This window comes from Stenotrophomonas sp. GbtcB23, from assembly GCF_019091045.1.
GTDB lineage: Bacteria > Pseudomonadota > Gammaproteobacteria > Xanthomonadales > Xanthomonadaceae > Stenotrophomonas > Stenotrophomonas rhizophila_A.
The window spans coordinates 93,755-105,957 of the sequence record NZ_JAGXKC010000010.1 but is presented as its reverse complement, the minus strand read 5'-3'; the positions used below and the strand labels follow the sequence as shown (position 1 = coordinate 105,957).

The 12,203-nt window shown below is 69.6% G+C and carries 8 protein-coding genes; 2 read left to right on the top strand and 6 right to left on the bottom strand.

All coding sequences use genetic code 11. The features are described 5' to 3' along the window. Positions 1 to 484 (top strand): HipA domain-containing protein (locus tag KVS69_RS06405; RefSeq protein ID WP_217537518.1); only part of this gene is annotated, 484 nt, incomplete at its 5' end. A 1-nt stretch (position 485) separates the two neighbouring features. Here the strand turns inward: KVS69_RS06405 and KVS69_RS06400 are convergent. From KVS69_RS06400 to mgtE, 3 genes are all read right to left on the bottom strand, one after another. Further along, entirely contained in the window at positions 486 to 1,184 is a 699-nt protein-coding gene (locus tag KVS69_RS06400) for an alpha/beta fold hydrolase (RefSeq protein ID WP_217537517.1), read from the bottom strand. A 54-nt stretch (positions 1,185 to 1,238) separates the two neighbouring features. Further along, entirely contained in the window at positions 1,239 to 3,968 is a 2,730-nt protein-coding gene (locus KVS69_RS06395; protein ID WP_217537516.1) for a bifunctional acetate--CoA ligase family protein/GNAT family N-acetyltransferase, read from the bottom strand. A gap of 128 nt (positions 3,969 to 4,096) precedes the next feature. After that, positions 4,097 to 5,467 (bottom strand): magnesium transporter, encoded by a 1,371-nt coding sequence (gene mgtE / locus KVS69_RS06390; protein WP_217537515.1) that lies wholly within the window; start codon positions 5,465 to 5,467, stop codon positions 4,097 to 4,099. Positions 5,468 to 5,774: 307 nt separating this feature from the next. On the opposite strand from mgtE, the gene KVS69_RS06385 reads away from it, so the two are divergent. Continuing rightward, complete coding sequence (locus KVS69_RS06385) at positions 5,775 to 7,577, top strand: monovalent cation:proton antiporter-2 (CPA2) family protein (protein ID WP_217537514.1); 1,803 nt, start codon at positions 5,775 to 5,777, stop codon at positions 7,575 to 7,577. Positions 7,578 to 7,905: 328 nt separating this feature from the next. Here the strand turns inward: KVS69_RS06385 and KVS69_RS06380 are convergent, their stop codons facing one another. From KVS69_RS06380 to KVS69_RS06370, 3 genes are all read right to left on the bottom strand, one after another. After that, positions 7,906 to 11,247 (bottom strand): ankyrin repeat domain-containing protein, encoded by a 3,342-nt coding sequence (locus KVS69_RS06380; protein WP_217537513.1) that lies wholly within the window; start codon positions 11,245 to 11,247, stop codon positions 7,906 to 7,908. After that, positions 11,240 to 11,506: a YcgL domain-containing protein gene (locus KVS69_RS06375; protein ID WP_068854442.1), complete on the bottom strand. Its 267-nt coding sequence runs from the start codon at positions 11,504 to 11,506 to the stop codon at positions 11,240 to 11,242. Before KVS69_RS06375 ends, KVS69_RS06380 begins: the two co-directional genes overlap by 8 nt. 229 nt (positions 11,507 to 11,735) lie before the next feature. Next, positions 11,736 to 12,173 (bottom strand): excinuclease ATPase subunit, encoded by a 438-nt coding sequence (locus tag KVS69_RS06370; RefSeq protein ID WP_217537512.1) that lies wholly within the window; start codon positions 12,171 to 12,173, stop codon positions 11,736 to 11,738. Positions 12,174 to 12,203: the final 30 nt, after the last annotated feature.

Genomic DNA, 12,203 nt, shown 5'->3' with positions numbered 1-12,203 from the left:
GCCCTACCTGAGCCTGCATGCGCTGTTGTCTTCGGCCAGGATGGGGCCGACCGGCGTGCGGGCGCCGCTGGGCCGGGTCACCTACGGCAACCTGGCTGCATTGTGTCGGCAGATTGGCGTGCCCGATGCCGGCTCCATTCTTTACCGCCGCATGCTGCTGAATGTCCTGGTCGGCAAAAGCGACGGCCATCTGCGTAACCACGGACTGCTGTTCGCCGGTCGCTGGCGTCACGCGCCCAGTTTCGACATCGTGGCCATGGGCGGCGACCTGCAGGCAATCGGCGTTGGCACTGAAGGACGTGTGGCCACCCTGCGAAACGCCCGCAGTGATCTGGCGCGATTCGGCCTGGACGATCAGGACGGGGAACGGATTGAAACCGAGGTGCTGGAGGCACTGGGCCATGCACGCGCCGAACTGGAGGCAACAGGGTTGCGCGCCGCGGATGTGGGCCGGGCGTTGCAGCGCATGCGCTTGCCTGGCTAGATCAGCGCTGAAGCCATTCCCGCATGGCGGCGTTGACAGCGTCGGGCTGTTCCATCGGTGCCAGGTGGCCGCAGTCGGGGATCACCACCAGCGTTGAGCCCGGCACCAGCGCGTGCATCTCCTCACTGATCGGCAGCGGGGTGATGCGGTCGTTGGCACCGCAGATGATGAGAAGCGGGTCACGGTAGCCGGCCAGTACGTCGTGGCCGTCAACGCGATCGAGCGCGCTCTGGCGCAGGAACACTTCGGCACCCAGGCGTGCGGTCATGTCACGCACGCGCTGTACCAGCAGGTAGTCGTCCAGCCGCGAGGCATCGATGTAGCTGCGCATCAGCTTGTCGCCGAAGCCATGGAAGGTGCCGGGGAGGCGCACGCTGGAACGCTGCGACTGGCGCTGGGCGGCGCGCTCGGGCGAGTCGGCGTGGATGGAGGTGTCGATCAACGCCAGCCGCAGTACCCGCTCCGGGGCCACGCGCAGGATCTGCTGGGCGACGAAGCCACCGAGCGAGAAGCCGGCCAGGGCGAAGCGTTCCGGGGCCTGGGCCAGCACGTCGTTGACCACGGCCTGCATCGTCTCGCCGCGGGTCTGGTCGCCGACCGTGCAGTCGGCGATGTCGGAAAGGGCGGCCACCTGCGCGCGCCAGAGTTCGGCGTCGTTGAGCAGGCCGGGCAACAGCAGCAGTGGAATGCGATCGGTCATGACGTCATTGTCGGCGATCATGACGTCGAGGGGGCGTCGGTGCCGCCCGCGGGTTCAGTGCGTGACACCTTCCGGCGGCAGCGCGACCTGCGCTTCCTGCACCGGCAGGGTCACCACCATGACCGTGGAGTCGTCGGGATCGAGCTTCGTCTTGAAGCCCAGGCTCTGGCACATCGCCAGCATGGTGCTGTTCTCGCGCAGCACCTGGCCCTCAACGATGTTCAGGCCCAGCCACTGGGCGTACTCGATCATGATGGTCATCAGCCGCCAGCCGATGCCATGGCCCTTGAGGTCGGAGCGGATCAGGATGCCGTACTCGCCGCGATCGTAATCCGCATCCGCATGCAGGCGCACCGCGCCGAGCATGTCGCCACTGCGCGGGTCGATCGCCACCAGCGCGATGGAACGGGCGTAGTCGAGCTGGGTCAGGCGCGCGATGAATTCGTGGCTGAAATGCTTCACGGACTGGAAGAAGCGCAGGCGCAGGTCGTCGTCGGTGACGCGGGCGAAGAAGGCGCGGAACAGCGCGTCGTCTTCCGGGCGTACCGGGCGCACGAACGCGGGCGCGCCGTCGGACAAGGTGATGGTGCGCTCCCACTCCTTCGGGTACGGGAACACCGCGAACCGCGGATGGCCACGGCCCTTGTGCAGCTTGCGCGAGGGCGCGATGGCCACGCGCGCATCCAGTGCGATGACACCGTCGCGGTCGGCGAGCAGCGGGTTGATGTCCAGCGTGCGGACTTCGGGAATGTCGGCGGCCAGCTGGGCCAGCTTGACCAGGATCAACGCGACGGCGCGTTCGTCTGCCGCCGGGACATCGCGGTAGGCCTTGAGGATGCGCGACACGCGGGTGCGGCCGATCAGCTCATGGGCCAGGCGCAGGTCCAGCGGCGGCAGCGCCAGCGCCTTGTCGTCGATCACTTCCACGGCGGTGCCGCCACGGCCGAACACCACCACCGGGCCGAAGGTCGGGTCGTCGGCGATGCCGGCAATCAATTCGCGCGCCTTGGGCTGCACGATGGTGGGCTGCACCAGCACGCCGTCGATGCGCGCGTTGGGGCGCATCTCGTGGGCGCGGGCGAGGATGGAGCTGGCGGCGGCCTGCACGGACTGCAGGGTGCCGAGGTTGAGGCGCACGCCATCGACATCGGATTTGTGCGGGATGTCGGCCGAGAACACCTTCACCGCCACGGTGGCGCCCTGCTCCAGCAGCGGCTGGGCCAGGTCCATGGCTTCGTGCGGGTCGCGCGCCTGCATCACCGGCGCGGAGGGAATGCCGTAGGCCGAGAGCAGCTGGTGGGTGGCGATGGGGTCCAGCCACTGCTGGCCGGCGGCGAGCGCGGCGTCGACGATGGCGCGCGCGGCGGCGGTATCCACCACGAAATCCTGCGGCAGGCTGGGCGGGGTCTCCATCAGCGCCGCCTGCGCATCGCGGTAGCGCACCAGGTGCTGGAAGCCGCGCACGGCTTCGGCCTCGGTCGGGTAGGTCGGCACGCGGGCGGCGTTGAGGGTGGCGGTGGCACGGTCGTCGTTGCCCAGCCACACCGCGAACACCGGCTTGTCGCGATGGTGGCGCGGGCGCAGGCCGAGGGTGCGGGTAAGTGCCTGCGCGGCGTCTGCCGATGAGGTGAACGCGGTGGGCACGTTGACCACCAGCACGGCATCGTTGCCGCTGTCGGACATCAGCGCGTCGATGGCGGCGGCGTAGCGGTCGCCGTCTGCGTCGACCACGATGTCGACCGGATTGCTGCGCGACCAGCCTTCGGGCAACACGGCATCCAGCTCGGCGATGGTGCCGGGCGAGAGTTCGGCCAGGCTGCCGCGCAGGGCCAGCAGCTGGTCCACGGCCAGCCGCCCTACCCCGCCGCCGTTGCTGAGGATGGCCAGCCGGCGGCCCGGGAAGGTGCCGAGGCGGCCGAGCGTTTCGGCAGCGGTGAACAGCTCATCCAGCGCGCTCACCCGCAGCAGGCCGGCGCGGTTGAACGCGGCGCCATACACCGCGTCGGAGCTGGCCAGCGCCTGCACGTGGGTGTCGCCATCGGGATCGATGCGGATGTGGCGGCCGGACTTGACCACCACCACCGGCTTGGCACGCGCGGCGGCGCGCGCGGCGGACATGAACTTGCGCGCGTCGCGGATGTGTTCGACGTAGAGCAGGATGGCGCGGGTGCGGTAATCGGTGGCGAAATAGTCCAGCAGGTCGCCGAAGTCGACATCCAGCGCGTCGCCCAGCGAGACCACGGCGGAAAAGCCGACCGAGCGCGCCACGCCCCATTCGACCAGCGCTGCGGCAATGGCGCTGGATTCGGAGATCAGCGCAAGGTCGCCCGCCTGCGGGAAGTGCGCGGCGATGCTGGCGTTGAGCCGTGCATGCGGGGCGATCACGCCCAGGCAATGCGGGCCGAGGATGCGCAGGCCCTTGGGCCGTGCCGCCGCTTCAACCTGCTCGCTGAGCGAACCCGGGCCATGGCCGAGGTTGGCGGTGAGGATGATGGCCGCGGCCACGCCGCGTTCGGCGGCGGTGGCCACCACCTGCGGCACGATGCTGGCCGGGGCGGTGATGACGACGAGTTCGGGCACCCAGTCGAGGTCCTTCAGCCGCTTGACCGTGCTGATGCCGTCGATTTCGCCGTAGCGCGGATTGATCCAGGCGACCTTGCCGGGAAAGCCGGTGGCGCGCAGGTTGCGCATGACCGCGCGGCCGGCGGAACGCTCGCGCGGGCTGCCGCCGACGACGGCGACCGACTGCGGGCGGAATACGGATTGCAGGTGGTAGGTGCTCATGGGGTCGAACAGTCACCGGGACACGTGGTGACACGGTACACGGCTGGCGGTCGCGTTGGGATGATCTGGCGCAAGGATCGGCTGCCGCCGCATCGCCACGCCGCACGCGGCGTGGCGACATGGTGCGGTTACAGCAGCGTGCCGCGCAGGATCATCGCAGCGATGCTGAAGTAGATCACCAGGCCGGTGACGTCGACCAGGGTGGCCACGAACGGTGCCGAGGCGCTGGCCGGGTCGAAGCCCAGGCGCTTGAGGATGAAGGGCAGCATCGAACCGGACAGCGAACCGAACGTTACGATGCCGACCAGCGCCGCACCGATGGTGAGCGCCAGCAGCTGCCAGTGCTCGCCGTAGTCGTGCAGGCCGAGCAGCTGCCAGGACACGATGCGGATGATCGCCAGCACGCCGAGGATGGCACCCAGGGTGATGCCGGTAGGCACTTCGCGCAGCGCCACCTTCCACCAGTCGCGCAGGCGCAGTTCGCGCAGGGCGAGGCTGCGGATCAGCAGCGAGGTGGCCTGCGAACCGGAGTTGCCGCCGGAGCTCATGATCAGCGGAATGAACAGCGTGAGCACCACGGCGCGGGCCAGCTCGTCCTCGTAATGCTGCATGGCGCTGGCAGTGAGCATTTCGCCCAGGAACAGCACGCTGAGCCAGCCGGCGCGCTTGCGCAGCATCTCGAAGAAGCCGATCTGCATGTACGGCTTTTCCAGCGCTTCCATGCCGCCGAACTTGTGCGCGTCCTCGGTGGATTCTTCAATCAGTGCATCCAGGATGTCGTCCACGGTCACGATGCCCAGCACCTGCTGGCGCGCATCGACCACGGGAATGGCCAGCAGGTCGTGGCGGCGGATCAGCTGGGCCACTTCTTCCTGGTCGAGCATGGCATCGACGGTCACCGGCGGATTGACCTGGGCCACCTCCAGGATCGGCTCGTCCGGCAGGCCGGTGATCAGCCGGCGCATGGTGACCACCTGCTGCAGGGCCTGGGTGACCGGGTCCAGCACATAGATGGCGTACACGGTCTCGCGAGTGCGCTCGACTTCGCGGATGTGCTGCAGGGTGCGGTCCACGGTCCAGTCGGCGGGCACGCTGACGAATTCGGTGGTCATCAGCGCGCCGGCGGTGTGCGGCGGGTAGCTGAGCAGCTGCTGGATGGCCCGGCGCGAATCGGCGCTGAGCAATGGGATCAGGCGCGCGCGTTCGTCCTCGTCCAGCTCATGGACGATGTCGGTGGCACGGTCGTCGGCCATCAGGCCCAGCAGCGCGGCGGCCTTGGCCACCGGCAGCGCGGCCACGAGGTCACCGCTGCGGGTGAGCTCGGGCTGTTCGAGCATTTTCACCGCGCGCGGCAACGGCAACGCGGCCAGGGTGTCGGCGGCGCGCGACAGCGCCAGGGTGTTGAGGTATTCCACCGCGTCGGCGGTGTTGAAGTCCTGCAGGGGTGCACTCAGGGCGGCGGCATCCGCCACCGGGCGCAGAAGGTCTTTCTGGTTCATGGGGTTCGCCTTGTGGATCGCGATCGCGCGACGCCAACGCTGGCGAACCGTCCCGTGTCAGGCGGTGGCCATCGCTGGCGTCGAGCAAGGTCGACTTCTACTGTCGCTGGACATGGGTGTGGACTCCGGAAGGGTTTCGCTGGGCGCGCCGTGCTGGCGCGGTCAGCGGGCGGCAGTCTGGACCCGCACGCAGACCGGGTCAACCCCTTGCGGGCCCTCGTTCGGGCCCGGTTGAAGGTCATTGACGCGCGGGGCCGCATAATAGGCCGCCGGCGACAGGCCGATGATGCGATGCGCAGGTTTCCCCATGCATAGCGGTGCGCTGGTCCTGGCCCTGGTGCTGCTGCTGGCCGCGGTGATCGCGGTGCCGGTATTCAAGAAGCTCGGGCTGGGTGCCGTGCTGGGCTACCTGGCGGCGGGCGTGGTGCTCGGACCTGACGGGCTGGGCTTCGTGCAGGATGCCGACCGGATCCTCGGCGCGGCCGAGATCGGCGTGGTGATGCTGCTGTTCGTGATCGGGCTGGAGCTGTCGCCCACGCGGCTGAAGGTGATGCGGCGCTCGGTGTTCGGCGCCGGCACCGCGCAGGTGGCACTGAGCGCGGTGGTGCTGGGCAGCCTGCTGATGCTGGACCACTTCCACTGGAAGGGAGCGCTGATCGTGGGCATCGCGCTGGCGCTGTCGTCCACTGCCGTGGGCCTGCAGCTGCTATCCGAACACAAGGGGCTCAACACGGATTACGGCCGGCTGGGCTTTGCCATCCTGCTGTTCCAGGACCTGATCGCGATTCCGCTGCTGGCGGCGATTCCGCTGCTGGGCGGGGCACGCAATGAAACCCTGCAGTGGAACGACGTGGCGGTGGCGCTGGGCGCGCTGGCCGTGGTGATCCTGTGCGGGCGACCGGTGCTGCGCTGGCTGTTCAACACCGTGGCGCGTACGCGCAGCCCGGAGGTGTTCACCGCGATGGCGCTGCTGGTGGTGCTGGGCACGGCGTGGTTCATGCAGACGGTGGGCCTCAGCCCCAGCCTGGGCGCGTTCCTGGCCGGCGTGCTGCTCTCGGATTCGGAATTCCGGCATGAACTGGAATCGCAGATCGAGCCGTTCAAGGGATTGCTGCTGGGCCTGTTCTTCATCGCCGTGGGCATGGGCATCGACCTGGACCGGGTGGTGGCCGAGCCGTGGGCGATCGCGATCGGGGTGGCGGTGCTGCTGGTGGTGAAGTTCAGCCTGCTGTTCGGCATCGGCAAGCTGGCCAGGCTGAGCACGCGGCACGCGCTGCTGCTCGGCAGCGTGCTGTGGCTGGGCGGTGAATTCGCGTTCGTGGTGTTCAACGAAGCGCAGCGCGCGAACCTGCTGGGCAATGCCAACCACGACCGGCTGGTGGCGATCGTAGGTCTGTCGATGGCGCTCACGCCGCTGCTGTTGATCGCGTTGCTGCGCCTGCTGGGTCGCGAACACGAGGTGGCGCGCGACAGGCCCGCGGCCGACACCATTGACAACGGCGGCACCGAACCCAGCGTGATGATCGCTGGCATGGGCCGCTTCGGCCAGGTGGTGGCACGCCTGCTGACCGCACAGAAAATCCCGTTCGTGGCGCTGGAAGCGAACCCGGATACGGTGTCGGACCTGCGCCGCTTCGGCAACAAGCTGTACTACGGCGACCCGACCCGGCCGGAGATCCTGCGCGCGGCCGGCGGCGAGCATGTGCGGGTCTACGTGATCACGCTGGACGACCCGGAAGCGAACATGCGCGCCACGCGGCTGATCCGGCGCCTGTACCCGGACGCGGTGGTGCTGGCCCGCGCACGCAACCGCCAGCACGCATGGCGGCTGATGGACATGTCGGCCGAACCGTTCCGCGAGGTATTCGGCTCCAGCCTGGACATGAGCGAGCGGGTGCTGACCGCGTTGGGCCTTCCGACAGAAACGGCACGCGACCATGTGCAGCGTTTCCGCGAGCACGATGAAAAGCTGCTGCGCGACCAGTACCTGGTCTACGACGACGATGCCGCGGTCATGCAGACCTCACGCGATGCGAGAGCGGATTTGATGCGCCTGTTCGAAGCCGATGCGGAACGCGATGAAAAGCCAGACAACCAACGCGACAATTGAACGGAACCGATCGGACGTATCCAGCTCCCCCATCGTTCGCCAGCAATTCGTAGCGCCGACTGTCAGTCGGCGACCGCGCGCAGCGCGGCCCGAAGATCCGCAGACACGCACCTAACGGCTGCGGCGCACTGATCGCGGTTGATGACCGTCCGAAGCCGCGTGTCAGGGGTTCATGACGTCGGAATGGAGAGCAGCCGACTAACAGTCGGCTCTACCGGTCGGCTCTACCGGTCGGATATACGGGTTGGATATACCGGTCGGATACACGGGTCGGATGCACCGGTCGGATATACCGGCCCGATACACCGGTCGAGACAAGGCGCCGCCGTTACCCGTTATCGCGCAGGAATCTTGCCATCGACGAAACGCCCGGCACGCGCGGTTCGAACTCACCGGCCACGTCGATGAAACCGCGCATCACCGCGATCTCGCGCGGGCTGCGGTTCAACGCGTCGCGTACGTCCGGATCCGCGCCTGCGCGCAGCAGGCGCTGCACCAGCAGCGGCAGGCCGTGCAATGCCGCCAGGTGCAGCGGACCGAACCCACGCGGATCGCGCGCATCCAATGACACGTCTTCATCGAGCAGCCGCTCCACGGCGGCCAGCACGATCTGCTCATCGCACGCGGTACCTGGCTCGGCGCGCGCGCCCAGCAGCAACAGCAGCGGGGTCACCGAACCGGCTGCAGCCTGGTCCGGCTCGGCACCGGCCAGCAACAAGGTGTCCAGCAGCGCCAGCAGGCGCGAACGATCCCGCGCACCAAAGCCGTACAGGGCCGCGCAATGCAGCGGCCCCAGTTGCTGCGCATCGCCCGCATGCACGTTGGCACCGGCGGTCAGCAGGCGCGCGGCGATGTCCGGCAGGCCCAGCGCCGACGCCAGCATCAGCACGGTCACGCCACCGGGCAGCTTGTATTCCAGTTCCGCACCGGCATCCAGCAGCGCCGACACGATGTCGATCTGGCGCATGCTCACCGCCGCCGACAACGGCGTGGCACCACTGGCTGCAGCGTGCTGCGGGTTTGCGCCACGCGCCAGCAGCAGGTCGACCACGGCCAGGTGGCCGCCGCCGGCGGCACGCAGCAGCGCGGTGCAGCCCTGCGCATCCACCACGTCCACGGCGAAGCCCAGGTCGTTCAACCGGCGCACGGCGTCGGCATCGCCGGCCATCGCGGCGGCGGGTAGATCGGCGGCACGCAGCGCGCGGCGCGGCAGCTGCCACACGCGCCAATCCAGCCAATCGGCCAGGTCGCGGCGGCCGATCGACAGCGCCACGCCCAGCGGGGTCTGGCCATCGGCAGCGCGGGCTTCGGGCGAGGCGCCCTGCTGCACCAGCAGCTTCAACGAGCCTTCGCGGGCCAGCGCGGTGGCCAGGTGCAGCGCGGTCATGCCGTGGCTGTCGCGGGCTTCACGGTCCACGCCGAGGGTGAGCAGGGCCTGCTGCAGGCGCAGCCAGCCCAGGCGAACGGCGAGCGACAGCGGCGGATCGCCGGCCGGCGAGGCCGCAAACGGATCGGCGCCGCGTTCGAGCAGTTCCAATGCAAGCTGTTCCAGCCCGCGCGCGGCCTGGTCGTGCTGGGCGCAGGCGCTGAGCAGGCGCGCCAAACCACCGGCGCCGGTCGGCGATACGCCGCGGCGCAGCAGCACCTGCAGCGCGGGCACCGCATCGATGCCACGCGCCAGCAGCGCGAACATCGGGGTATCGCCGCAGGCATCCAGGACCTCCGGCGCGGCACCCTGCGCCAGCAGCCACTCCACCGCGTGCGGGTCCAGCGCCAGTTCGCCGTCGTGGAGCAGGCCGCCCAGTTCGTCCGGGCTGCACAGGCGGGCCAGCGAGGCCATGCCATCCACGTTGCCGAATCCCAGCGCTTCGCGCAGCAGGTCCAGCGGCGGGCGGTCCGGCAGTGCCGGGCTGCCCTGCCCGCTGTCATCCTCGCCCGCGCTGGCCAGGCCATCGCTCACTGCGGTGGGCAGCGGGTAGCTGCGGTCCAGCAGCGAGACGATCGCCCAGCGCCCGGCGGCGGCGGCGATATCCACCGCGCGGCGTCCCTGCGGATCGGAGACGTCGGCGGCAATGCCCAGGTCCAACAGGCGGCGGACCAGCAGCGGCGAGACGTTGTCGGCCATGCAGGCCAGCAGCACCGCGTTGCGGCCTTCCACGTCGACCGCATGCAGGTCGGGCTTGTGCGGCAGCAGGTGTTCGACCACGCCGGCCCGGCCACCGCGCGCGGCTTCCAGCCACGGCGTACGAGACAGCGCATCGCGCGATTCAAGGTTGGCGCCGGCCGCCAGCAGCACATCGATGATGTCCACGTGGCCGGCCAATGCCGCTTCATGCAGGGCGCTGCGGCGCTGGCGGTCGCGCGCGTCGGCGCGCGCCTTGTGCTTGAGCAGCAGCTGCACGCCGGCCGGATCGTCTTCTTCGGTGCCGGCCGCGGCCAGCAGCACGGGGGTGCCCTCGGCCGGTTCGGTGCGCGCACCGCGCTCCAGCAGGAACCGCGCCAGCCGCCAGTTGCCGACCTGGCAGGCCACTGCCAGTGGCGACCAGCCGTCATTGTTCAGTGCATCCACTTCGGCCGCGGCATCGCGCAGCAATGCCGCCACGCCGGGATCGGAACTGCGCGCGGCGTGGTGCAGCGGGGTGTTGCCGTCGCTGTCGACCGCGCGCGAATCGGCGCCGTTGGCCAGCAGGGTCATCACCGCTTCGGGGCGGCCGTGCCAGCTGTCGCGGGTGGCGGCCAGCAGCGGGGTCATGCCCTTGTGCGGGGTGTTGACGCCTACGCCACGGGCGATCAGCTCGCGCAGCAGGCGCAGGTCGGGCAGCACGGCGGCCAGCACCACCAGGCTGCGCTGGTCACGCCAGGTCGGGTCAGGCAGGCCCTGCGGGTCCGCCCCGGCGGCCAGCAGCTGCAGGGCGCGGTCGACCCGGCCGCTGCGCGCGGCTTCGTACAGCGCCGGCAAGCGTTCGTGCTGGGCCAGCGGCTCCAGCGGTTGGCCCGGGTCGTCGTGCTGGGCGGCGGCGGCGAACGGGTCGCTGCCCAGGTCGAGCACGCTGCGGCTGCCCAGCGGGTCGGCCGGCGCGACGCGCTGCAGGGCCAGGTGGGCCAGCGGCGAACCGATCAGCACCGCCAGCGCGAACGGCCAGCGCAGGCCATCGGGCACCAGCCCCGGCCACGCAGGAACCACCACCAGCGCGCAGATCGCCACCACCAGCGCGGCCACGACCAGCCCGCGCCAGGCGCTGAGATCGCGGCCGGCCAGGGTGCGCCAGTGGCGCGCCAGGCTGCCGTCACTGCGTTCGATTTCATTCCACAGCGGCCAGGTGCGCCAGACGCCGAGCAGCGCGGCACTGACCGCCACGCTCAGGCCGAGCACAGCGGCCAGGCTGCCGCTGTCGTGCAGCGCGGCCAGCGGCCAGGCCACCAGCAACGCCAGCAGGGCCGGGCCCACCGACCACAGCGCGAGCAGCGCCGGCAGGTCCTGGCGGCCCAGCTGGGGCAGCGCCGGCACGGCGCGGCTGCGCCGCCACCAGGACACGCCCAGCGCGAACGCCGGCTGCGCCAGTGCGGCACCCAGCGCAGCCGGCACCCCGCCCAGCACCGCGGCCAGCGACAGCAGGCCGCCCGCGGCGAAGGCAATGGCGGCAGCGCGGGTGCGCGGAATATCAGTCATCGCGGCGCGGCACCTTCACGGGCGCGACCGGCGGCGGTGGCATCTGCAGGTGGAAGCCGCGCGCCTGGAGATTGGCGCGCACTTGATCAGCGTCGGCCAGGGCGAGGCGACGGTCGGGGGTCAGGGCAACTTCCAGCACGAATGCGAACGGCGCCAGCGTGGCCTTCAGCGCATCGGGGATGGCATCGAAGGCGTCGCGGGCGGCGAGGTAGACGTAAGTGTCCTGCTTGCGTTGGCTTTTGTAGACGTAGGCTTGCATTGCCCGCGGGGCTTGGCCCTGGGAATAGATACGCCGATTGTGGAGTAAAGCAGGCAACTACGAAAGCCGGGCAGGCGCCAAGGTGTCGGTTTGCTGGCGCGCGGCAGATTCAGGTTCATCAATGTCGCGACGGTGTTCAGGTAGGGCGGCCACCGCCGTTCCGGGGGAACGGCGGTGGCGATGCCAGCCGACTAACAGTCGGCTGCTACCGGTGAAGTGCCGCGAAGCGTCACTTCACCTTTGCGTAGGTGCCTTTCAGGGCGACGCCGGCCAGGATGGCGCCTGCGTAGCATTCGAAGTTGGTGGTGCTCTTGAACTCGTTCTTCTTGTAGTAGCTGACCACGTCGACCACGGCGTTGGCGCCGCGCGACTTGGCGCCGTCCTGCAGCGCCTTCAGCGCCGACAGGGCCACCCAGTTGCAGGCCACGGCATCGCTCTTGTTGGCGGCATTGGTCTTCTTGTTGGTCACGTCTTCGCCGAGGCGCTGCTGGACGTTGACCTTTTCGCCGGCGAGGAAGAAGCGGACGCTGCCGTCGATGCCGGCGGCCTTCGCCTCCGGGGAGTTGATCAGGTCATGCAGCGGCAGCTCGACCCGGGTTTCACGGGCATTGGCGGTGCTGGCAACGGCGAGCAGGGCGGTGGCGGCAATCAGGGCAAAACGACGCATTCAAACATCTCCTTGTTGGTAAGGCGGGGT

What these genes read in the sequence shown, in the direction of transcription:
- KVS69_RS06400 (WP_217537517.1), bottom strand. Translation starts at nt 1,184, where the DNA reads ATGACCGATCGCATTCCACTGCTGCTGTTGCCCGGCCTGCTCAACGAC.
- KVS69_RS06395 (WP_217537516.1), bottom strand. Translation starts at nt 3,968, where the DNA reads ATGAGCACCTACCACCTGCAATCCGTATTCCGCCCGCAGTCGGTCGCC.
- mgtE (WP_217537515.1), bottom strand. Translation starts at nt 5,467, where the DNA reads ATGAACCAGAAAGACCTTCTGCGCCCGGTGGCGGATGCCGCCGCCCTG.
- KVS69_RS06385 (WP_217537514.1), top strand. Translation starts at nt 5,775, where the DNA reads ATGCATAGCGGTGCGCTGGTCCTGGCCCTGGTGCTGCTGCTGGCCGCG.
- KVS69_RS06380 (WP_217537513.1), bottom strand. Translation starts at nt 11,247, where the DNA reads ATGACTGATATTCCGCGCACCCGCGCTGCCGCCATTGCCTTCGCCGCG.
- KVS69_RS06375 (WP_068854442.1), bottom strand. Translation starts at nt 11,506, where the DNA reads ATGCAAGCCTACGTCTACAAAAGCCAACGCAAGCAGGACACTTACGTC.
- KVS69_RS06370 (WP_217537512.1), bottom strand. Translation starts at nt 12,173, where the DNA reads ATGCGTCGTTTTGCCCTGATTGCCGCCACCGCCCTGCTCGCCGTTGCC.